The sequence below is a fragment of the Mesorhizobium sp. 131-2-1 genome (assembly GCF_016756535.1).
Taxonomy (GTDB): Bacteria; Pseudomonadota; Alphaproteobacteria; order Rhizobiales; family Rhizobiaceae; genus Mesorhizobium.
Map to the genome: position 1 here is coordinate 3,828,748 of NZ_AP023247.1, position 22,405 is coordinate 3,851,152.

The 22,405-nt window shown below is 64.5% G+C and carries 20 protein-coding genes; 10 read left to right on the top strand and 10 right to left on the bottom strand.

Annotation, left to right across the window (positions count from 1 at the left end; translation table 11 throughout):
- Positions 1-421: 421 nt before the first annotated feature.
- From uvrA to JG743_RS18575, 4 genes are all read left to right on the top strand, one after another.
- Complete coding sequence (gene uvrA / locus JG743_RS18560) at positions 422-3,343, top strand: excinuclease ABC subunit UvrA (RefSeq protein WP_202292241.1); 2,922 nt, start codon at positions 422-424, stop codon at positions 3,341-3,343.
- Positions 3,344-3,378: 35 nt separating this feature from the next.
- Positions 3,379-3,843: a GNAT family N-acetyltransferase gene (locus tag JG743_RS18565; RefSeq protein ID WP_202292242.1), complete on the top strand. Its 465-nt coding sequence runs from the start codon at positions 3,379-3,381 to the stop codon at positions 3,841-3,843.
- Between the two features lie 28 nt (positions 3,844-3,871).
- Positions 3,872-4,678, top strand: coding sequence for a DUF72 domain-containing protein (locus tag JG743_RS18570; RefSeq protein ID WP_202292243.1), 807 nt, complete (start codon positions 3,872-3,874; stop codon positions 4,676-4,678).
- 118 nt (positions 4,679-4,796) lie between these two features.
- A complete protein-coding gene (locus JG743_RS18575) occupies positions 4,797-5,948 on the top strand; it encodes a GGDEF domain-containing protein (RefSeq protein ID WP_202292244.1) in 1,152 nt (383 codons plus the stop codon).
- A 19-nt stretch (positions 5,949-5,967) separates the two neighbouring features.
- On the opposite strand, the gene JG743_RS18580 is transcribed toward JG743_RS18575, so the two are convergent.
- The 6 genes from JG743_RS18580 to urtA form a co-directional block, all read right to left on the bottom strand.
- Positions 5,968-6,141 carry a hypothetical protein gene (locus JG743_RS18580; protein ID WP_202292245.1) on the bottom strand — a complete coding sequence of 58 codons (174 nt, stop codon included), beginning with the start codon at positions 6,139-6,141 and terminating at the stop codon, positions 5,968-5,970.
- Positions 6,142-6,402: 261 nt separating this feature from the next.
- Positions 6,403-7,098, bottom strand: a complete 696-nt coding sequence (gene urtE, locus JG743_RS18585) for an urea ABC transporter ATP-binding subunit UrtE (RefSeq protein WP_202292246.1) — start codon at positions 7,096-7,098, stop codon at positions 6,403-6,405.
- 70 nt (positions 7,099-7,168) lie between these two features.
- Positions 7,169-7,915: an urea ABC transporter ATP-binding protein UrtD gene (gene urtD / locus JG743_RS18590; RefSeq protein WP_202292247.1), complete on the bottom strand. Its 747-nt coding sequence runs from the start codon at positions 7,913-7,915 to the stop codon at positions 7,169-7,171.
- A gap of 4 nt (positions 7,916-7,919) precedes the next feature.
- A complete protein-coding gene (gene urtC / locus JG743_RS18595; protein WP_202292248.1) occupies positions 7,920-9,143 on the bottom strand; it encodes an urea ABC transporter permease subunit UrtC in 1,224 nt (407 codons plus the stop codon).
- Entirely contained in the window at positions 9,140-10,753 is a 1,614-nt protein-coding gene (gene urtB / locus JG743_RS18600) for an urea ABC transporter permease subunit UrtB (protein WP_202292249.1), read from the bottom strand. The genes urtC and urtB overlap by 4 nt, the downstream gene beginning before the upstream one ends.
- Positions 10,754-10,873: 120 nt before the next feature.
- Entirely contained in the window at positions 10,874-12,181 is a 1,308-nt protein-coding gene (gene urtA / locus JG743_RS18605; protein WP_202292250.1) for an urea ABC transporter substrate-binding protein, read from the bottom strand.
- A 305-nt stretch (positions 12,182-12,486) separates the two neighbouring features.
- On the opposite strand from urtA, the gene JG743_RS18610 reads away from it, so the two are divergent.
- Positions 12,487-12,882 carry a hypothetical protein gene (locus tag JG743_RS18610; RefSeq protein WP_202292251.1) on the top strand — a complete coding sequence of 132 codons (396 nt, stop codon included), beginning with the start codon at positions 12,487-12,489 and terminating at the stop codon, positions 12,880-12,882.
- 60 nt (positions 12,883-12,942) lie between these two features.
- On the opposite strand, the gene JG743_RS18615 is transcribed toward JG743_RS18610, so the two are convergent.
- Complete coding sequence (locus tag JG743_RS18615; protein WP_202292252.1) at positions 12,943-13,650, bottom strand: purine-nucleoside phosphorylase; 708 nt, start codon at positions 13,648-13,650, stop codon at positions 12,943-12,945.
- A gap of 202 nt (positions 13,651-13,852) precedes the next feature.
- Positions 13,853-16,426, bottom strand: coding sequence for a cell cycle histidine kinase CckA (cckA, locus tag JG743_RS18620; RefSeq protein ID WP_202292253.1), 2,574 nt, complete (start codon positions 16,424-16,426; stop codon positions 13,853-13,855).
- A gap of 218 nt (positions 16,427-16,644) precedes the next feature.
- Here cckA and JG743_RS18625 point away from each other — a divergent pair, with 218 nt between their 5' ends.
- Positions 16,645-17,367, top strand: a complete 723-nt coding sequence (locus JG743_RS18625; protein WP_202292254.1) for a flagellar biosynthetic protein FliO — start codon at positions 16,645-16,647, stop codon at positions 17,365-17,367.
- Between the two features lie 110 nt (positions 17,368-17,477).
- Here JG743_RS18625 and dksA read toward each other — a convergent pair whose 3' ends face one another.
- Positions 17,478-17,894 (bottom strand): RNA polymerase-binding protein DksA, encoded by a 417-nt coding sequence (gene dksA, locus JG743_RS18630; RefSeq protein ID WP_126054771.1) that lies wholly within the window; start codon positions 17,892-17,894, stop codon positions 17,478-17,480.
- A 245-nt stretch (positions 17,895-18,139) separates the two neighbouring features.
- Here dksA and JG743_RS18635 point away from each other — a divergent pair, with 245 nt between their 5' ends.
- The 4 genes from JG743_RS18635 (at position 18,140) to JG743_RS18650 (ending at position 21,924) form a co-directional block, all read left to right on the top strand.
- Positions 18,140-18,643, top strand: a complete 504-nt coding sequence (locus JG743_RS18635; RefSeq protein WP_202292255.1) for a SixA phosphatase family protein — start codon at positions 18,140-18,142, stop codon at positions 18,641-18,643.
- A gap of 79 nt (positions 18,644-18,722) precedes the next feature.
- Entirely contained in the window at positions 18,723-20,198 is a 1,476-nt protein-coding gene (locus JG743_RS18640; protein WP_202292256.1) for a YcjX family protein, read from the top strand.
- Positions 20,195-21,280 (top strand): YcjF family protein, encoded by a 1,086-nt coding sequence (locus tag JG743_RS18645; RefSeq protein WP_202292257.1) that lies wholly within the window; start codon positions 20,195-20,197, stop codon positions 21,278-21,280. Before JG743_RS18640 ends, JG743_RS18645 begins: the two co-directional genes overlap by 4 nt.
- A gap of 89 nt (positions 21,281-21,369) precedes the next feature.
- Positions 21,370-21,924 (top strand): hypothetical protein, encoded by a 555-nt coding sequence (locus tag JG743_RS18650; RefSeq protein WP_202292258.1) that lies wholly within the window; start codon positions 21,370-21,372, stop codon positions 21,922-21,924.
- 69 nt (positions 21,925-21,993) lie between these two features.
- Here JG743_RS18650 and JG743_RS18655 read toward each other — a convergent pair whose 3' ends face one another.
- Positions 21,994-22,260: a hypothetical protein gene (locus JG743_RS18655; protein WP_126054776.1), complete on the bottom strand. Its 267-nt coding sequence runs from the start codon at positions 22,258-22,260 to the stop codon at positions 21,994-21,996.
- Between the last annotated feature and the right edge of the window lie 145 nt (positions 22,261-22,405).

The following is a 22,405-nucleotide window of genomic DNA, read 5'->3' on the forward strand; positions in this document are numbered from 1 at the left end:
GCGTCATGCTCCGCTCCTGGGTCCGTTGCGACATTGTCGTTCAGAGCGCAAATCGCAAAACCTGCGGCGTCTCGCAGGCCACCTTTGGGTGGCGAGGCCATCGAAAGACGGCCGGCTCCGTTGACCACCGGACACTGCGCCCGTGAGTCGGAGACGTCAACCGTTGAAAAGCCGATTAAGGGAAAATGTGATCTCCGGGAGGTTACGTCCAGGTCAGGTCGAGGCGGGATTTCCACACCGCTTTGTCAGGAGCATGTTCGGCCTTTGTTCTTTCCGCTTGCCCGCTCGCGCGAAAGACGGTTAAACGCTCTGGTCGAGTTTATGTGGTGCGTCTCGACGTGGCGGCGAAAATACCTACATAGGGGATGGCCGGGAAACCCCGCCACTCCAGCAAATTCCAGACCTGAGGCGGCGACCGGCGATGGCCGACCATAAATACCTTTCCATTCGCGGGGCGCGCGAACACAATCTCAAGAACGTCGATCTCGACCTGCCGCGCGACAGCCTGATCGTCATGACCGGCCTGTCGGGCTCCGGCAAGTCGTCGCTCGCCTTCGACACGATCTATGCCGAAGGCCAGCGCCGCTATGTCGAGAGCCTGTCGGCCTATGCCCGGCAATTCCTCGAGATGATGCAGAAGCCGGATGTCGACCAGATCGACGGGCTGTCTCCTGCCATCTCCATTGAGCAGAAGACAACCTCGAAGAATCCGCGCTCGACGGTCGGCACCGTCACCGAGATCTACGACTACATGCGCCTACTGTTCGCGCGCGTCGGCATCCCCTATTCGCCGGCCACCGGCCTGCCGATCGAGAGCCAGACGGTTTCGCAAATGGTCGACCGGGTGCTGGCGCTCGAGGAAGGCACGCGCCTGTTCCTGCTGGCGCCGATCGTACGCGGCCGCAAGGGCGAGTACCGCAAGGAACTGCTGGAGCTGCAGAAGAAGGGTTTTCAGCGCGTCAAGGTCGACGGGGTCTTCTACGAAATCGCCGACGTGCCGGCGCTGGACAAGAAGTACAAGCACGACATCGACGTCGTCGTCGACCGCATCGTCGTGCGCGGCGATCTTGCCACCCGGCTCGCGGATTCCATGGAAACCGCGCTGAAGCTCGCCGAGGGTCTCGCCGTGGCCGAATTCGCCGACCGGCCGCTCGACGCCAGCCTGACCGGCGAGGATTCCGTCAACAAGTCGAAGAACGAGACGCATGAGCGCATCCTGTTCTCGGAAAAGTTCGCCTGTCCGGTGTCCGGCTTCACCATTCCGGAGATCGAGCCCAGGCTGTTCTCCTTCAACAATCCGTTCGGCGCCTGCCCGACCTGCGACGGTCTCGGCAGCCAGCGCGCCATCGACGCCAATCTGATCGTCCCCGACGAGAATCTTTCGCTGCGGGACGGCGCCGTCAGCCCGTGGGCGAAGTCGACCTCGCCCTACTACGCGCAGACGCTTGAAGCGCTGGGCAAGGCCTATGGCTTCAAGCTCGGCGACAAGTTCAAGGATCTTTCCGCCGAGGCGCGGGAAGCCATCCTGCACGGCACGGGCGAGCGCGAGATCACCTTCCAGTATGATGACGGCCTGCGCTCCTACAAGACGACCAAGACCTTCGAGGGCGTCATCCCCAATCTCGACCGGCGCTGGAAAGAGACCGAGTCTGCATGGATGCGCGAGGAGATCGAGCGCTTCATGTCGGCCACCCCTTGCCCGGCCTGCAACGGCTACCGGCTGAAGCCCGAAGCGATGGCGGTGAAGATCGCGGGCAAGCACATCGGCGAGGTGACCGAGCAGTCGATCCGCAAGGCCGACCAGTGGTTCACCGACCTGCCGGCGCAGCTCAACGACAAGCAGAACGAGATCGCTGTTCGCGTGCTCAAGGAGATCCGCGAGCGGCTGCGCTTCCTCAACGATGTCGGGCTCGACTATCTGACGCTGTCGCGCAATTCCGGCACGCTGTCGGGCGGCGAGAGCCAGCGCATCCGGCTCGCCTCGCAGATCGGCTCCGGCCTGACCGGCGTGCTCTATGTGCTGGACGAGCCGTCGATCGGTCTGCACCAGCGCGACAATGCGCGCCTGCTCGACACGCTGAGCCACCTGCGCGACATCGGCAACACGGTGATCGTCGTCGAGCATGACGAGGACGCCATCCTGCATGCCGACTATGTCGTCGACATCGGCCCGGCCGCAGGCATCCATGGCGGCGAGATCATCGCGCAAGGCACGCCGCAGCAGATCATGGCGACGCCGGCCTCGATCACCGGCAAATATCTGTCGGGCGAGCTCGAGGTGGCAACGCCGGCGGTGCGCCGCGAAGCGAAGAAGAACCGGCGCATCAAGGTCGTCGGCGCGCGCGGCAACAATCTGAAGAACGTGACGGCGGAGATCCCGCTCGGCACCTTCACCGCCGTCACCGGCGTGTCGGGCGGCGGCAAGTCGACCTTCCTGATCGAGACGCTGTTCAAGGCGGCGTCGCGCCGCATCATGGGCTCGCGCGAGCATCCGGCCGAGCATGACCGCATCGAGGGGCTGGAATTCCTCGACAAGGTCATCGACATCGACCAGTCGCCCATTGGGCGGACCCCGCGCAGCAACCCTGCCACCTATACCGGCGCCTTCACGCCGATCCGCGACTGGTTCGCGGGCCTGCCGGAAGCCAAGGCGCGCGGCTATCAGCCGGGCCGCTTCTCGTTCAACGTCAAGGGCGGCCGCTGCGAGGCCTGCCAGGGCGACGGCGTCATCAAGATCGAGATGCACTTCCTGCCCGACGTCTACGTCACCTGCGATGTCTGCCACGGCAAGCGCTACAACCGCGAAACGCTCGATGTGCTGTTCAAGGGCAAGTCGATCGCCGACGTGCTCGACATGACGGTCGAGGAAGGCGTCGACTTCTTCGCCGCCGTGCCCGGCGTGCGCGACAAGCTGGAGACGCTGAAACAGGTCGGCCTCGGCTACATCCATATCGGCCAGCAGGCGACGACACTGTCCGGCGGCGAGGCGCAGCGGATAAAACTCGCCAAGGAACTGTCGCGCAAGGCGACCGGCAAAACGCTTTATATCCTCGACGAGCCGACCACCGGCCTGCATTTCCACGACGTCGCCAAGCTGCTCGAAGTGCTGCACGAGCTGGTCGACCAGGGCAACACGGTGGTGGTCATCGAGCACAATCTCGAAGTCATCAAGACCGCCGACTGGGTGCTCGATCTCGGTCCCGAAGGCGGCGACGGCGGCGGCGAGCTGGTCGCCTCGGGCACACCGGAAGCGATCGTGCGCGAGAAGCGCAGCTATACCGGGCAGTTCCTCAAGGAGCTGCTGGAGCGGCGGCCTGGGGGCAAGCGCGAAGCGGCGGAATGAGAGCGCAAATCGGTTGGCGCCTGGAGAGCGTTTGAATGGCATTCAGAATGGCGCTTTCCACAGATCTCGCCGCTGTCGCAGCGCTGACGACCGCCGCCTATGCGCCCTATACCACGCTGCTCGGCGCGCCGCCGATCCCGGTCACCGAGGACTATGCCCCACGCATCGAGCGCGGCGAGGTCTGGCTTGTGGAGAATGGCTCTGAGCTTGCCGGGTTGGTCGTGCTCGAACGCCATACCGATCATGTGATGATCTTCAGCGTGGCCGTGGCGCCCGCGTTTCAAGGCAAGAAGCTGGGCATCGCGCTGCTCGACTTCGCCTACGAGCAGACGCGGCTGTGGCGCCTGCCGGAGGTGCGGCTCTACACCAATTCGCGGATGGAGCGGAACATCGCGCTCTATTCGGCCTATGGCTTCCGGGAAACGGGTCGCCGGCCAAATCCATACCGGCCAGGATGGACGGTGGTCGACATGGCCAAGCCGGTCGACAAAGCCGCCTGATCGCATTTTTGAAACTGGGAGGACGACGATGGCCAGCCAAGGAACAATCCGCTCGGGCATGGGCGGCTGGACGTTCGAGCCCTGGGACACATCCTTCTATCCGGACAAGCTGTCCAAGGCGAAGCAACTTCAATACGCCAGCCGGCAGGTGCCGACCATCGAGGTCAACGGCACCTACTATTCCAGCTTCAAGGAGCCGACCTTCGTCAAATGGGCGAGCGAGGCGCCGGACGGTTTCGTCTATTCGCTGAAGGGCAACCGCTTTGTCACCAACCGGCGCGTGCTGGGCGAAGCTGGCGACTCGATGATGCGTTTCCTCGGCTCCGGGGTTGCGGCGCTCGGCGACAAGCTCGGGCCGATCCTGTGGCAGTTCGCGCCGACAAAAAAATTCGATGCGGACGATTTCGAGGCCTTTCTCAAGCTGTTGCCCGAAAAGCAGGATGGCGTGGCGCTGCGCCACGCCGTCGAAGTCCGCCACGACAGTTTCATCGTGCCGGAATTCGCCGCACTTGCCCGCAAATACAAGGCGGCCATCGTCTATGCCGACCATGCCAAATATCCCGGGATAGCCGACGTCACCGGCGATTTCATCTATGCCCGCCTGCAGAGCGGCAGCGACGACAATACCGACTGCTACACGCCGAAAGGGCTTGATGAGTGGGCGGCACGGGTAAAGACCTGGGCGGAAGGCAAGCAGCCGGCCGACCTGGCGCGCGCCGATCCCTCGACCGACGCGCCAGTCAAGCCGCGAGACGTGTTCGCCTACTTCATCACCGAAGGCAAAGTGCGCGCTCCCTTCGGCGCCATGGCGCTGATGAAGCGCGTAATGGCCTGATCCGGCAAAATCTCGGCATCTTCGCGGATATCGTAACGTTATCGATACTTCCTTGCGGCACTAATAAGCCTACGTCAGGTTGCAGTCACCTGGCTCGGCCGCCGGCAAGGACCAGAGCATGCTGCTCGACTACAACTCACTGCTGCTGGCGGTCGGCTTCTCCGCCGCCTGTCTCAGCATGACGTTGTTCGGCACATGGCTGACCGCCCGCTCCGACAAGTTCCTTCTGACCTGGGCCGTCAGCGTGCTGCTGATCGTCGGCGAGGTCTTCGTCTACGACGCCTATATCGAAGCCCCCGGACCCGCCCTCGGCGTTCTAACGCTGGCGCTTCTGCTGCTTGGCTTTTCGGTGATGCTGGGTGCCGCCCATCAGTTCAGGACCGGGCGGTCGCCATTGCCTCGCGTCCTGCTCGGTGCCGGCATTTCGCTCGCCTTGGCGCTGCCGCCCATGGCGTTCGGCTATGACGGGCTGGGTTTCATGCTGGAGAATCTTCTTGCCGGCCTGCTGCTGTTCGCCACGGCGCATGAATACTGGAGGGGGCGCGAGGAGGCGCCCGCCCCGCTGCAGGGCGTTGCCCTGCTCTACTCGCTTACCGCAGCGTCGTTCGTGCTGTGCTCCGCCGTGCTGGCGTGGGGCGGCAAGCTGGTGCTCGGCCATGCGCCGAGCAACTGGGCCGAGGATCTCAGCCTCATCATCGTCATCGCCTCGATGACCGGCATCGGCGGGCTGTCGCTGGCGCTGAACCAGGGGCGGCTGGCGCAGCTTCACCGGCGCAATGCGCTGACCGATCCGCTGACCGGCCTGCTCAACCGGCGCGCGTTGTTCGACCTGCATGGCGATGCGCCGGTCGGCGCCTTCATGGCGGTGGTGGTGTTCGACCTCGACGGCTTCAAGGCAGTCAACGACGAGTTCGGCCATGCCACGGGCGACGCGGTGCTGAAACTATTCGCCGAGGAGCTTGCGGCCAATCTTCAGCCGAACGATGCCGCCGCGCGCCTGGGCGGCGAGGAATTCGCGCTGGTCCTCAAGCGCACCTTGCCGGAAAAGGTGGAGTTCGCCGCCGAACGGATCCGCGCATCTTTCGCGGCGCGCCGCATCGAAACCGAGACGCGCCCGCTGTCCTGCACCGTCAGCGCCGGCTACGCCTTCGGCAGCCAGGACGGCATGAGCTTCGACAAGGTGCTCAGCGCCGCCGACAAGGCGCTCTATGCCGCCAAGCGCAGCGGCCGCAACCGCGTGCTTGCCGCGACGCTGCGGCGCGCGAGCTAGTGCCCGATCTGCGTTCGCTTCAGTGCGCCATCACCTCGTTGTAGGCATCGAGGTCGACGTAGAAAACCTTGGTCATTTCACCGATCAGTTCGTCCGGATCGTAGCCCTGCGATCTCAGGATGTTGATGGCGGTGATGATGTCGACGCGCTCGGTGAGGCGTCGCTTCTGGTAGTCCTCGACAAAACGCTCCATCGCCCTTCCCCTGGCAAGATTCTTTGGACGCATTGACCGACAATCACTGCGGGGAAGCTAGGCTTGCTTGCTTGCGTGGAACTTGCCGGCTGGGCCCGCGCCTTCCCCCTCATTCGCGACTGGTACGGAAAGCGGCCGACTCACCAAGGCCAAGAAAAGACTAGCACGCGGCTTTTGATGCGCCAGAGTTACGGGCGCCGCTGCTGGAGAAATATTGCACTTGCTTTGGATCTGGCAACCGACCGAAGTGCGCGGCCGATTCTAGACTGTCAGGAACTTCCGAACATCCGCCCGATCGAGGTCTTCGGCGGGGCCGGCGTGGACGATCTGACCACGGTCCATGATGTTGACCTCGTCGGCTAGCTCGCGGCAGAAGTCGAGATATTGCTCGACGAGCAGCACGGCGATGCCGGCCTGGTCGCGCAGGTAACGGATGGCGCGGCCGATGTCCTTAATGATCGAGGGCTGGATGCCTTCGGTCGGCTCGTCGAGCACGAGCAGCTTCGGCCGCATCACCAGTGCCCGGCCGATGGCGAGCTGCTGCTGCTGGCCGCCGGAGAGATCGCCGCCGCGACGGCCGAGCATCTGCTTCAGCACCGGGAACAGCTCGAATACGTGAGCCGGGATGATGCGGTCGGCGCGCTTCAGCGGCGCGAAGCCGGTCTCCAGATTTTCGCGCACCGTCAGCAGCGGGAAGACCTCCCTGCCCTGCGGCACGAATGCGATGCCCGACCGGGCGCGGTCATACGCCGCGCTCCGGTCGAGCGCCTTCCCCTCGAAGGCAACGCTTCCGCTCGTCAGCCGGTGATGGCCGACGATCGATCTCATCAAACTGGTCTTGCCGACGCCGTTGCGGCCGAGCACGCAGGTGATCTTGCCGGCGCCGGCCTTCAGCGAAACACCGCGCAGCGCCTGGGCGGCGCCGTAATGCAGCGTGGCGTTGGAAACTTCGAGCATGGTCAGCGCCTTCTCCAGCGCTTGAGGAAGGAAAGGTCGAAACGGTGGAACGAGACTCGCCAGATCATGCTCAACGCCCCAGATAGACTTCGACGACACGTTCGTCGGCCGAGACGAAATCGAGCGAGCCTTCGGACAGCACCGCGCCTTCGTGCAGGCAGGTGACCTTGACGCCGAGCTCGCGCACGAAATGCATGTCGTGCTCGACGACGATCACCGAGTGGTCGCGGGCGATATCCTTGAGCAGGCGCGCCGTCTCCTCGGTCTCGGCATCGGTCATGCCGGCGACCGGCTCGTCGACAAGAAGCAGCTTCGGGTCCTGCGCGAGCAGCATGCCGATCTCCAGCCATTGCTTCTGACCGTGGCTGAGGTTGGCGGCCAATTCCGCGCGCTTGTCGCCGAGACGGATGATGCCGAGAATATCGTCGATGCGCCGCGCCTCGGCGGCCGAACGGCGATGAAACAACGCCGGGAAGATCGAGCGTGGCCCCTTCAGCGCCAGCATCAAATTCTCTTCGATGGTGTGGCTCTCGAAGACCGTCGGCTTCTGGAATTTCCGGCCGATGCCCATCATGGCGATCTCCGCCTCGTCATGCCGGGTGAGATCGACGTGGCCGTCGAAGAAGACTTCACCCTCGTCGGGCCGCGTCTTGCCGGTGACGATGTCCATCATCGTCGTCTTGCCGGCGCCGTTGGGGCCGATGATGGCGCGCATCTCGCCCTTGTCGAGCACCAGCGACAAACTGTTGATGGCGCGGAAACCGTCGAAGGAGACCGAGACGCCGTCGAGATAGAGGATGGTGTTCGATTTCGACATCGCTCTACTCCGCCGGCTGCGGTTCGGGGCTGGAGGCGGACCAGGCGCCGGGCGCCCTCGCCGCTGAGCGCACGATCTTCGGCTGCGGCTCGTCCGGATCCGCGCCGGCCTCCGCGGCGAGCGAAGCCGCGCGCATCGCCCTGGCCTTGCCGCGCCAGCTGTCCCACATGCCGACGATGCCCTTGGGCAGCAGCAGGGTGACGGCGACGAACAGCCCACCCAGCGCGAACAGCCAGAATTCCGGCAGCACGCCGGTGAACCATGACTTGCCGGCATTGACGAGCAGCGCGCCGACGATCGGGCCGACGATGGTGCCGCGCCCGCCGACCGCGGTCCAGATCACCACCTCGATCGAGTTGGACGGCTCGAATTCGCCGGGATTGATGATGCCGACCTGCGGCACGTAGAGCGCGCCGGCGATACCGGCCATGATCGCCGAGACGGTGAAGGCGAACAGCTTGACGTTCTCTGCCCGCCAGCCGAGGAAGCGGGTGCGACTTTCGGCATCGCGCACCGCCATCAAGAGCTTTCCGTACTTCGAGCGCACCATCGCCGCGGTGAGGAGGACGGCAAGCGCGAGCATGACGGCACTGGCTGCGAACAGCGCCGAGCGCGTCGAATCGGCCTGCACGTTGAAGCCGAGAATGTCCTTGAAATCGGTCAGGCCGTTGTTGCCGCCGAAACCCATGTCGTTGCGGAAGAAGGCGAGCAGCAGCGCATAGGTCATCGCCTGGGTGATGATCGACAGGTAGACGCCGGTGACGCGGCTGCGGAAGGCGAACCAGCCGAAGACGAAGGCAAGCAGACCGGGCACGGCCAGCACCATGATCGTCGCGAACCAGAAATGGTCGAAGCCGTACCAGAACCACGGCAGTTCCTTGTAGTTCAGGAACACCATGAAATCCGGCAGGATGGGATTGCCGTAGACGCCGCGCGAGCCGATCTGGCGCATCAGATACATGCCCATCGCATAGCCGCCGAGCGCGAAGAAGGCGCCATGGCCGAGCGAGAGGATGCCGCAATAGCCCCAGACGAGGTCGAGTGCCAGGGCAAGCAGCGCATAGCAGAGATACTTGCCGACAAGTGCCACAATGTAGGGCGGTATGTAGAACGCGCTCGACGGCGAGACCGCGAGGTTGAGCAGCGGCACGATGATGGCCACCATCAACAGGATGATGACAGTGACGGCGATGCGGCGGTCGGCGCCGAAGAAGCGTTGCGTGATCATGCCTCCACCGCCCGGCCCTTCAGCGCGAACAGGCCGCGCGGACGCTTCTGGATGAACAGGATGATCAGCACCAGCACGACGATCTTGCCGAGCACGGCGCCGGCGTAAGGTTCGAGGAACTTGTTGACGATGCCGAGCGAAAAGGCGCCGACCAGCGTGCCCCAGAGATTGCCGACGCCGCCGAAGACGACGACCATGAAGCTGTCGATGATGTAGCCGCGGCCGAGATTGGGCGAGACATTGTCGATCTGGCTGAGCGCAACGCCGGCAATACCGGCGATGCCTGAGCCGAGCGCGAAAGTCAGCGCGTCGACCCAGGGCGTCCTGATGCCCATCGAGGCGGCCATGCGGCGGTTGGCGGTGACGGCGCGCATCCGCAGGCCCCAGGGCGTGCGCTTCATGACGTAGAGCAGCACCGCGAACACGGCGAGCGCGAAGACCAGGATCCACAACCGGTTCCAGGTGATGGCCAGTTGGCCGATGTCGAACGAGCCGGACATCCACGAGGGGTTGCCGACCTCCTGGTTGGTCGGCCCGAAGATCGAGCGCACGGCCTGCTGCAGGATCAGCGAGATGCCCCAGGTCGCGAGCAGCGTCTCCAGCGGCCGGCCGTAGAGGAAGCGGATGACGCCGCGTTCGATGGCGAGGCCGACGAGCGCGGCGACCAGGAAGGCGAGCGGCAGCGCGATGACCAGCGACCAGTCGAACAGGCCGGGGAACGACGTGCGGATCACCTGCTGGACGACGAAGGTGGTGTAGGCGCCGAGCATCACCATCTCGCCATGCGCCATGTTGATGACGCCCATGACGCCGAAGGTGATGGCGAGGCCGATGGCCGCGAGCAGCAGCACGGAGCCCAACGAAATGCCGTACCAGATGTTCTGGCCGGCATCCCAAAGCGCCAGCGTCGAATTGATGGCGCCGATCGCGGACGAGGCGGCGTCCTTGACCGCGCCTTCAGAACTCGCTTCGACGGAGGTGAGCAGCGAAAGCGCGTCGCGGTCGCCGCGGGCGGCAATCAGGGCGATCGCGGCGAGCTTGTCGGCCTCGGGCTTGTCGGAGACGAGGACCGACGCGGCGCGGGCCTGTTCAAACAGTGTCTTGACGCTTGCATCGGCTTCAGCAGCGATAGCGGCATCGAGCGGATCGATATTCGCCGCATCGGGCGTCTTGAACATGGTGGCGGCGGCGGCGATGCGCACGGCCGGGTCCTTGGCGCGCAGTGTCAGCGTGCCCAGCGCGTCACGGATGACGCGACGCAGGCCGTTGTTGACCTTGATCTTGGTGAGGTCGGCCTTGGCGGCCGAGGCTGATTTCACGCCGCTCAGCGGATCGAGAAGGTCGATGCCGTCGCCGGCGTCCTTGCCGACGAAGACCTGGGAGTCGGCCTTGCGAATATAGAGATTGCCGTCGGCGAGCGCCGAAAGCGGCAGCTCGACGGCAGGATCGCCGGTGGCGGCAAGCTCGCGCACCACGGCCTCGGTGGCCGAGAAACTGGTGCCCGTGGCAAATTTGGCGATGATGGCGCGCAGATCGGCTTCGGCGTTCGACGGCAACAAACTTGCCATCAGAAACAACAGCGTGAGGCCGAGGGCGCGCAACAGGATCATCCGTTCAGATACTCGTCTGGGGCTCGAATTGCGCGTCCGGGCGGACTGGAGGAGGAGTTCGCCCGGACGCTTCGCGGTCCTGGTCGTGGAGAGAACCACGACCGATCAGACCCGGGAGGATCAGTTGGTTCCCTTGCCGCCGCACTTGCCGGTGGCAACGTTGAAGTTGCCGCAGGACAGAGGCGCGCGCCAATCGGAGATCAGGTCCTTGGAGTCAGGCAGGTAGTCCGACCATTCGTCGCCCATCACCAGGCCCGGCGTCTGCGAGACGGTCTCGAACTGGCCGTCGGCCTGGATCTCGCCGATCAGCACCGGCTTGGTGATGTGATGGTTCGGCATCATGGTCGAATAGCCGCCGGTCAGGTTCGGCACCGAGACGCCGACCATGGCGTCGATGACCTTGTCCGGATCGGTGGTGCCGGCCTTCTCGACCGCCTTCACCCACATGTTGAAGCCGATATAGTGGGCTTCCATCGGGTCGTTGGTGGTGCGCTTGTCGTTCTTGATGAACTTGTGCCAGTCGTCGATGAACTTCTTGTTCTCGGGCGTGTCGATGCTCTCGAAATAGTTCCAGGCGGCGAGATGGCCGACCAGCGGACCGGTGTCGAGACCGGCGAGCTCTTCCTCGCCGACAGAGAAGGCCATGACCGGGATGTCCTCGGCCTTGATGCCCTGGTTGCCGAGTTCCTTGTAGAAGGGCACGTTGGCGTCGCCGTTGACGGTCGAGACGACGGCCGTCTTCTTGCCAGCCGAGCCGAACTTCTTGATCGCCGAGACCTCGGTCTGCCAGTCGGCGAAGCCGAACGGCGTGTAGTTGACCATGATGTCCTCGGCCGGCACGCCCTTCGCCTTCAGATAGGCTTCGAGGATCTTGTTGGTGGTGCGCGGATAGACGTAGTCGGTGCCTTCCAGCACCCAGCGCTTCACCGAGCCGCCGTCCTCGCTCATCAGGTAGTCGACGGCTGGGATCGCCTGCTGGTTCGGAGCGGCGCCGGTGTAGAAGACGTTGCGCTCGCTCTCCTCGCCCTCATACTGGACGGGATAGAACAGAATGTTGTCGAGTTCCGAGAAGACCGGCAGCACCGACTTGCGCGACACCGAGGTCCAGCAGCCGAACACGGCCGCGACCTTGTCCTTGGAAATAAGCTCGCGCGCCTTTTCGGCAAAGAGCGGCCAGTTGGACGCCGGATCGACGACGACGGCCTCGAGCTTCTTGCCGAGCAGGCCGCCCTTGGCGTTCTGCTCCTCGATCAGCATCAGCATGACGTCCTTCAGCGTCGTCTCCGAGATCGCCATGGTCCCCGACAGCGAATGGAGGATGCCGACCTTGATCGTTTCGTCGGCCGCTTTGGCAGGCGCCGTCAGCAGGCCGGCGGCGAGAACACCGGCCGAAAACATTTTTGTTATTGTCGAGAAATTACCCCTCATATTGCACACTCCCAAGCTGGTTGTTTTTGCATCGCAACAGAGCCATGCAACCACCATGCCAATCCGGGAAAAGCGGACGGGAGTGTCGGGATATCCAAGCTTTATCAGCCGGTTACTATATTAGCCGTCCAGTATGTAGCGAGCGTTGGAACGCCTGAATGAGGCAAAATTGCGCAATGTTGCCTATATTTTGTCCAAGTTGGTTCTATGCCCAAATTTTGAGCCTTGCGCGTCGATCACGGCATACGGCAGGTTGCGGCAGAGCGGTGAAATAGGGCAAGGTCCGCCTGCAACCGAGCCAAGCCATGATTTCCCGTATCTCCAGCATTTTCAGCATCTTGCTTCTGCTTGCCGAAACCGGAGCCGCCCGCGCCGGCTTCGCCGACGGCAAGATGCCCGACGGAATCTACCATTGCGAGGTTTACCTGCTTGGCGCCTTCCTCAACCTCGGCGACATCACCATCAAGGGCAATGTCTACAGCGGCCCAGTCACTTTCGGCACCGCGCCGCAGGGCTACAACTATCAGATGGATGCCAATGGCGAGATCAGTTGGCTCGGCCCGCTCGGCGGCTACACCAGCGGCGGCAACTCCGTCTCCATGACGCAGGCAACGCTGGAGGGCCCCGACAGCCCGTCCTTCGACATCATCATGAGGCAGCCCGACGGCGCATTCACCGCCTCGACCTGCACCAGGGGGTGAGCCTGCCCCGCCCGCCGAAAGGGGCGCGTAGCAGCCGTTGGCAAGAACTTGACGCGGCCTTCAGCTTTCCGCGGCAACTTCGAGCGCCAGCCGCGTCATATCGGTGAAGAGCGCTTGCCGTTCGCAATAGTCGGTCTGCTCGCCGGTGACGATATGGTCGACCACATTGAGCAGCGACAGGGCACGCGCGCCGAAATGGGCCGAGATGCGATAGAGGGCGCTGGTCTCCATATCGACGGCGAGCGCTCCCATCGCCATGGCTTCGGCATAGCGGGCGCGGCCCCTCGGGTGATAGAAAATATCGCTGCAGATCGTCAGCCCTGCCCGGTGCTCGATGCCGAGCCCCTCGGCTTGCCGCAAGGCCAGGGCAAGCAGCGCCGGATCGGGACCGGCGGCGGCATAGAGCCCGAAAACCTGGCCGCTCTCGGCGCTTTCGGCGCGGACCGATTGCGAGATCACCAGGCTGCGCAGCGGCGCCTCGGCGTTCAACCCGCCGCAGGTGCCGGTGCGGATCAGCGTCTTGACGCCGTGGAAGTCCAGAAGCTCATGGGCGTAGATTAGGAAGGACGAGACGCCGATGCCGGTCGACTGGATGCTGACAGGCTTGCCCCGGAACAGGCCGGTGAAACCCAGCGCGCCCCTGCGGCGGTTGACGCAGCGCGGCGCCTCGAGAAAGGTCGCGGCCATCCATTCGGCGCGCTCCGGGTCGCCCGGCAGCAGCACCGTCTCGGCATAGTCGCCCTTCTTCGCCTCATTGTGCGGTGTCACGGCATCTACCCCAAATCCCCGCCGCGTTTGTCACCGCAATCATGGCAGGCTCGCATCGATGCGCAAGCGGCCATTGCGAGCCCAGTGGCCGGATCTCACTGGTTATGAGCGGACGGATCGCTCTCCGGCGCCGCCACGTGTAAACGGCGCGTCGCCGGCGTCTGTGCGGTCGATCACATTCGGGACGAGGCGCCGGGACGCTTCAGGATTCCAGCACGTCCTTGACGATCGTTGCCAGCTGCTTCAGCGAAAACGGCTTCGGCAGGAAGCCGAAATGCGCGTCGGCCGGCAGGTTCCTGGCAAAGGCGTCCTCGGCGTAGCCGGAGACGAAGACGAACTTGATGTCGGGCTGCCGCCTGCGCAGCTCGCCAAGCAGTGTCGGCCCATCCATCTCCGGCATCACCACGTCGGACACGACGATGTCGACCTTGCCGCCGAGCGCCTCGAACACTTCCAGCGCCTCGACGCCTGAGGACGCCTCGTGCACGGTATAGCCACGCGAAGTCAGCGCCCGCATGCCGCCCATGCGAACGGCGTCTTCGTCCTCGACGAGCAGCACGGTGGCCGAGCCCGACAGGTCCTTGGCCGTCTCCGCCAGTTTCACCGGTGCCGCCGGCGGGTCGCCCGGCTCGCTTGCTGGCCTCATTTCCGCTATGTGGCGCGGCAGGAAGATGCGGAACACCGTGCCCTTGCCGACTTCGGAGTCGCAGAAGATGAAGCCGCCCGTCTGCTTGATGATGCCATAGACCATCGACAGGCCGAGGCCGGTGCCCTTGCCGACCTCCTTGGTGGTGAAGAAGGGCTCGAATATCTTCTTCAGCACGTCCTGCGCGATGCCGGTGCCGGTGTCCTCGATCTCGACCACCACATAATCGGCCGGGGTGAGCTCGCGGTAGGAAAAGCTCCTGCACTCCTCGGCCGTGACGTTGCGGGTGCGCACCGCGAGGTCGCCGCCGGCCGGCATCGCGTCGCGCGCGTTGACGGCGAGGTTCACCACCACCTGTTCGAACTGCCCGATATCGACCTTGACCGGCCAGAGGTCGCGGCCATGATCGATCTTCAGCTTGATCTCGTTGCCGACCAGACGGGCGAGCAGCATCCTGAGGTCGGCCAGAACATCGGTCAGGTTCAGCACTTCCGGCCGCAGGGTCTGCTTGCGCGAGAAGGCGAGAAGCTGCCTGACAAGCGAAGCCGCGCGGTTGGCGTTCTGCTTGATGTTCATGATGTCGGGGAAGGACGGATCCGACGGACGATGGTTGGTCAACAGCAGGTCCGACGCCATGATGATGGCTGTCAGCACATTGTTGAAATCGTGGGCGATGCCGCCGGCGAGCTGGCCGACCGCCTGCATCTTCTGGCTCTGCGCCATCTGGCCCTCGAGCGCCTTCTGCTCGGTGGTGTCGACGGCATAGACGATGGCCGATTCCTCGGCGCCCTCGCCGCCGGTGCCCTCGGCAACCGCGTTGACGTAGAAGCGGATATGCCGCTCCTCATTGCCGGGCAGCAGCGTGTCGATCGGCTCGATATCGGCCTGCCGCTGCCTCGCCTTTTCGAAGGCCTCGGCGAAAGCCGGCCGGTCGCGCTCGTGGATGACGGTGTCGAGACGGACGCGGCGGTCGACCGCGTCGCGGTCGACGACGGAAGAAAACAGCGACAGGAACGGTGCGTTGGTGCGCAGGATGCGCCCCTTGGCGTCGACGCCGGCGATCGCCATCGGCGTCGAGTTGAAGAAGCGGGTGAAGCGGACTTCCGAGGCGCGGAGATCGGCGGATGCATCCTCGCCCTGGGTGCGGTTGAGCACGATGGTGCGGGTCGGGCCGCCGACGCCCTCGCGGCTCGCCGAGACGCGGTGCATGAAGCGCACCGGCAGCGCCTCGCCGGTCGTCGTCGTCAGGTCGAGATCGATGACCGCGTTGCGCGTGGTGCCGGGATCGGCCTTGACCGAACGGACCAGCGCCATGCCGTCGCCGGCGACGATCTCGGGCAGCGTGACGGCGCCCGGCGTGAAGCTTGCCAGGTCGATGCCCAGCCATTCGGCGAGCGTGGCGTTGATATAGGTGACGCGGCCTTCCTGGTCGGCGGAGAAGAAACCGGCCGGCGCATGGTCGAGATGGTCGATCGCCTTTTGCAGGTCGAGGAAGAAACGCTCCTGCTCGGCCCGCTCCTGGGAGATGTCGGCAAGCTGCCAGGCAAGCAGCGGCAGCCGCTGGCCCGGCACATTGAAGGCGCGGGCGCGGGTGCGATACCAATGCGCGCCGGGCTCGGCGCCGGGGCGGATGGATTGGGCAAGCCTGAACTCGCCGTCGCCCGCCTGGCCGTCACGCAGGCCCGATGCCAGCCGGTAGATGGTCATCGAGGCCTCGGGAACATCCGACAGCAGCCCTTCGACCGTCTTCAGGTCGGCCGCCGACGAGGCGCCCGTCATGTCGGCATAGGCCCGGTTGGCGTAGATGATACGGCCCTTGGTGTCGGTGACCAGCAGGCCCTGCGACATCGAATCGACGAAAGCCTTGGACAGTTCGTCGCTGGTCGAGCGCGGCGCGACCTGAACGAAGCCGATGGCCGTGGCGAACAGGAAGCCGACGCCGATCATCGCCAGCACGCCGAGCATGCCGAGCAGGAAGGGATCGCCAAGGCGCTCGCGGAAAAGCCCGAAAACGATCGCCGCACCGGTCAGGACAACGATGAAGATGATGAGCCGGGTCACGGCACCCGGACGCGTGTTCTGGTCGACGATCGGTACCGGGTAGAAATCGCCGCGCGTTTCCTTGGCCATGTGCCCCCTGCTCGTGATTCCGGTGCCCGACACCCCGCGGACGGCCGGTTGAATCACATTCTCCTGTAGCGGAAAAGGCCCCGGCGGCAAATGTCAGATAAAAATGGCGCCAGGCCATGGATTCGTGTTTCAAACTGTTCACGAAGCGTGATGCCAACTTGCGGCGGCTGGTCCGCACGGTCTAGTGTCGCGTCACCTCAAAAAAGGGCGGTGCACCGATGCTGCAGTGGCTGGATAGCGTAGCGGGTCCTGGTTATGTCGCTGCAATCCTGTGGACGTTCGCCGCGCTCGTTCTGCTGGTGGTCGTTCTCCTCATCATCAAGCTGGTGCGCAGCCTGACATTCGGGACATTCGTCGCTGGCGGCCGCAACCGCAAGACCAGGCTGGCCGTGATGGACGCCACGGCGGTCGACAGTCACCGCCGGCTGGTGCTGGTGCGCCGCGACGACATAGAACACCTCATCCTGATCGGCGGCCCGACCGACGTCGTCGTCGAGCGCGACATCAGGCTTGCGGCGCCGCGCCGCCCGGCATTGACCGGAGACAGCGGCCAGCAGCAGGCCCAGGCGCCGCGGCCGCGGACCACTCAGCCGGCACCCGTGCCGGCAAGGCAGGCGCCACCCCAGCAGCAGCCGGCAAGCGCCACGCCGCTCCCTGCCCGCCCGCGCCCAGCCGCGCCCGCACCAGCGCCGAAGCCCGCCGCCCCGAGCTATCAGGCCAGCAACATCACGCCGCTGCCTGCCTATGGTTCGGCGAACACCAATGGCGCCCGGCATGCCGCGCCGCCGGCGAAGCCAGTTTCCATAGACGATACGCTGATGCAGGAACTCGAGGTTTCGCTCGACGAGTCGCACGCGAGCAAACCGGCCGCCAAGGCGCCGCCGTCGCTCGACGACGAAATGACGAAGCTGCTCGGCGAACTGGCCAGCCAGAAGCGGTAGCAAAAGCCAGATCCGGCAACATTGGGCACAGAGGCGGCACGGCCGCGCCGGCACAAAAATGGCCGGTCGCCCGGCCATCTTAACGATTCCAGGGATGACCGTCCCGCGCGTCAGTCGTCGCGATAGACCTTCTCGCGGCGCTCGTGGCGCTCCTGCGCCTCGATCGACAGCGTCGCGATCGGGCGCGCGTCGAGCCGCTTCAGAGCGATCGGCTCGCCCGTTTCCTCGCAGTAGCCATATGTGCCTTCATCGATGCGCTGGAGCGCGGAATCGATCTTCGAAATGAGCTTGCGTTGCCGGTCACGGGCACGAAGCTCAATGGCACGGTCGGTTTCCGAGGAGGCGCGGTCTGCCAGATCGGGGTGGTTGGCGTTTTCCTGCTGTAGGATTTCAAGAGTTTCGCGGGCTTCGCGCAGGATGTCGTTCTTCCAGGCGACCAGCTTCATGCGAAAGTAAGATTTCTGCCGTTCGTTCATGAACGGCTCGTCTTCGGAGGGTACGTAATCGGCGGTAACGATGTCGTTCATTCGACTCACCCAACAACCCCAATTTTGGCGCCTATATATTCGCGCAGAGAAGCCTGCACAAGCGCAATCGGCGATCGTTTCACGCAAATGTAATGTCGGACGCACAGCTGCCCATGATATCCTTATGCTTGCAGGCGGAACTCGAATTCATCCATGATTCGTTGTGGTTGAAGGCTATTGGCCATTGTGCGCCACGGCTTTCTCGTGGCTAATCCCATAGCGCCAATCGGCACTTTGGGGGAGCGGTGAGCAGACTTTACCTGTTGAGGCATGCCAAGGCCGGATGGGCGCTGCCCGGGGTCCGCGACTTCGACCGTCCGCTCGATGCGTCGGGCATCGCCGATGCCGAGGCGATGGGCGCGGCGATGCGCAGCCGCGCCTACATCCCCGACCTTACCCTCTGCTCCAATGCAAAACGGGCGCGCCAGACGCTGGAAGGCCTCGCCGGTCAAACCGATACCGGTCGGGTGCTGTTCTTCGACACGCTCTACAGCGAGGACGCCGCCGGCTATCTCGCCATCATCCGCGAGAATGGCGGAGCCGGTTCGCTCCTGGTCATCGGCCACAACCCGATGACCGAGGACCTCGCCATGGCGGTTTCGGGCGATGGCGAGGAGGGTGCGCGAGGCATGCTCAACCACGGCTTCCCGACATCCGGCCTCGCAGTCGTGCGTTTTCCGGGCGATCTTGCCCATGCCGCGCAAGGCGGCGGCTATCTCGAGGCTTTTTTGACGCCGGCCGATCTCTGAGCGGCAAATTGCTGGCGCCATTACAAACGGCAGCCCGAGCGCCTATATCGGAAACCGACGGGCCCTCAGAGAGCATGTTTTGGCATCATCGCTGACCACTTTCACCGACGAGGCGAAGATCGCTCTCGACACGCTTTCAGGGCGCGCCGCCGGGCTCTTTTCGCCGTCGCTGCGGCTCGGCGTGACCGGCCTGTCTCGTGCCGGCAAAACGGTGTTCATCTCGGCCCTGGTCCACAACCTGATCCATGGCGGGCGCCTGCCGCTGTTCGAGGCGCAGAAATCGGGACGCATCGCGCGGGCCTTCCTCGAGGAGCAGCCCGACGATGCCGTTCCCCGCTTCCAGTACGAGGATCATGTCGCGGCACTGGTGAACGACCGCGTCTGGCCAGACTCGACGCGCGCCATCTCCGAACTGCGGTTGACCATCGAATACGAATCAGCTTCCGGCTGGAACCGTTTGTTTTCAGCGGGAAAATTGTCAGTGGACATCGTCGACTACCCTGGCGAATGGCTGCTCGACCTGCCGCTGCTCGGCAAGTCCTTCGCCGATTTCTCGCGCGAGGCGATGGAGATGGCGGCATTGCCGGTACGCGCCGACCTTTCCGAGGGCTGGCGCACGCTCGCCGCCACGGTCGATCCCAATTCCGATGCCGACGAGATGACGGCGCGCCGCCTTGCCGAGAGCTTTTCGGCCTATCTCAGGGCGTGCAAACTCGACGAGCGGGCGCTGTCGACCTTGCCGCCCGGCCGCTTCCTGATGCCTGGCGACCTCGACGGCTCGCCGGCGCTGACCTTCGCGCCGTTGCCGGCGCTCACAGATCGACGGCCGCGTCCCGGCTCGCTGCAGGCGATGATGGAGCGGCGCTACGAGGCCTACAAGACGCATGTGGTCAAGCCATTCTTCCGCGAGCACATCACGCGCCTCGACCGCCAGATCGTGCTGATCGACGCCATGCAGGCGCTGAATGCCGGCCCGGCCGCCATGGCCGACCTGGAACGTGCCGTCACCGAAATCCTTGCCTGCTTCCGGCCCGGCCGGGGCAACTTCCTCAGCGATCTGTTCTCGCGGCGCATCGACCGCATCCTGGTGGCGGCGACCAAGGCCGATCACCTGCACCACGAGAGCCATGACAGGCTGCAGGCGATCGTGCGCCGGCTCGCCGACCGCGCGGTGGCGCGGGCGAATTTCACCGGCGCCGATGTCGATGTGGCCGCCATGGCGGCGGTGCGCGCCACCCGCGAAGGCACCGTCAAGCAAGGCCGCGAGACCTTGCCCGTCATCATCGGCACCCCGCTGAAGGGCGAGAAGATCAACGGCGATACATTCGACGGCAAGGCCGAAACAGCCATATTTCCCGGTGATTTGCCGGAGAAAGTTGATGCGGTTTTCCACGCCTCCGAGACGCAGCCGTCGGATGGTGGCGAGCCGGCGATCCGCTTCGTGCGTTTTCGTCCGCCGAAACTCGAACGCACGGCTGAAGGCGTAACGCTGTCGCTGCCGCATATCAGGCTCGACCGCGCCCTGCAGTTCCTGATCGGAGATCACCTCGCATGAGCGCGCCCCGCAAGCCCGCGGCTTTCCGCATCGAGCCGGAAGAGAACCAGGAGGTGCCGAAGGCGCGGCAGGTGGAGGCCGATGCGGCGCGCAAGCCGCGCGCGGCGAAGGCCGGTGCCGCCGTCGTCATCCCTTCCGAGATCGATGTCTTCGACGAGCCGGACCTCGTCGCGGCCGAACCGCCGCCGGCAACCGCGCCGCGCAAGCGTTCGTTGCTCGCCCGCCTGTTCTTCGGCGCGGTCGGCGTCCTGGTCTCGCTGGCGGTCGGCCTGTGGACCGACCGGCTCATCCGCGACCTGTTCGAGCGCGCCGAATGGCTGGGCTGGCTGGCCGCTGGCATGGCGGCGATCGCCGTGCTCGCGCTCGTCATCATCCTGGTGCGCGAATTCCTGGCCATTGCCCGCCTCGCCGAGGTCGAGAAGCTGCAACGGCGGGCGCTCGACGCCGTCGCCCGCGACAACCCGAAGGCGGCGCGCTCGGTCGTCGACGAGCTGTCGGCCTTCGTCGCGGCCAAGCCGGAGACCGCGGCTGGCAGGCGCTCGCTCGCCCGGCTGCGCGGCGAGATCATCGACGGCGGCAATCTGGTGCGGCTCGCCGAGACCGAGATCCTCGGCCCGCTCGATGCCCGCGCCAGGGCGATGATCCTCGAGGCGGCAAAGCGTGTGTCGCTGGTCACCGCGGTCAGCCCGCGTGCCCTCGTCGATGTCGCCTATGTCGTGTTCGAGGCCGGGCGGCTCATCCGCCGCCTGTCGGAGCTCTATGGCGGCCGGCCGGGCACGCTTGGCTTCTTCCGGCTGGCGCGCAGCGTCCTTGCGCATCTGGCGGTCACCGGCTCGATCGCCGTCGGCGACAGTTTCGTGCAGCAGATCGTCGGCCACGGCCTTGCCGCGCGGCTTTCGGCGAAGCTCGGCGAAGGCGTCGTCAACGGCATGATGACGGCACGAATCGGCATCGCGGCGATGGAAACCGCCAGGCCACTGCCCTTCATCGCCGCCAAGCGGCCAGGGCTAAGCGATTTCCTTTCGGCACTGACATCGTTCGCGGCAAGGAAAGACGGCGAAACTTCGGCCTCCGGCAAGTAATCGGCGCGGCCAAGTGACGAAGCATTAACCAATCTTGTTCATGGTCTGACACGTCTAGCAAACAGCGTCCTTGCTGCCGGGTGTCGTCTATGAAAAGTGTAAATCTGTCCTGCGTCCTGTCTTTCGCGGTCGCGGTTGCGGCACCTTTGAGCCTTGCCGAAAAGGCCTTTGGCGCAGAACCCGACAAACAGTTCTTCCGGTCGGTCGAAGGCAAGTGGGTCGGCCCCGGCGAAATCGTCGCCGGCAAGTACAAGGGCACAAAGTTCACCTGCAATTTCAATGGCTCGACGCCTGACGGCAAGACAGGCATGACGCTCGACGGCGATTGCCGGGTCGGCGTGTTCACCCAGAAGATGTCTGCGACCGTCGAACGCAAGGGTCGCGAAGGCTACAAGGGCAACTTCATGGGTGGATCGTCCGGCAACGGGCTCGACATTATCGGCGGCAATGTCGTCGACGCCCAGAAGGTCGTGTTCACCATCAACCGCAATCAATTGAACGGCGTCATGCAGGCACGCATCCCCGACGACAATTCAATGACGGTGACGGTCGCCGTGCGCGTCAACAAGCAGCTGGTGCCGGTGATCGGCATGAGCCTGAAGCGGGTCGACACCGTCGAGGTCGGCTCCATCGCTCCGAACTGATATCCAACAACAGCAACGAAAAAGGCGGCGGCCTCGGGCCACCGCCTTTTTCGTTTTCGATTCGGACGCTCAGCCCTTGATGGCGGCAGTCACTTCGTCATAGGCCTTGCAGGCCTCGGCCAAAGTCGAGGCGTCCTTGTACTTGTCCGTCACAGCCTGGACCTTGGCCGACAGGTCGGCTGCCTTGGACGGATCCTTGGTGATCGCTTCCTGCAGCGCGGCAGTCATGTCCTGCGCCTTCTTGGTCGCCATTTCGGCGGTGCACTCAGGCGCCTTCGAGCAGGCCGAACCAGCCAGCGCCGCAACACCCACGGCGACGAGCAAAAACTTCTTCATGTCAGTCATCTCCTCAAAAAAGGCAGCGGCTTGATCGCCGCTCCCTCCCATGGCCGAAGCCAAGCGTCCCTTAACGGTCGATTGTGGCAGCACGCAACGCGTGCACCGCATAAACTTGTGTAACGCGCCTGCAACACAGGCAGAG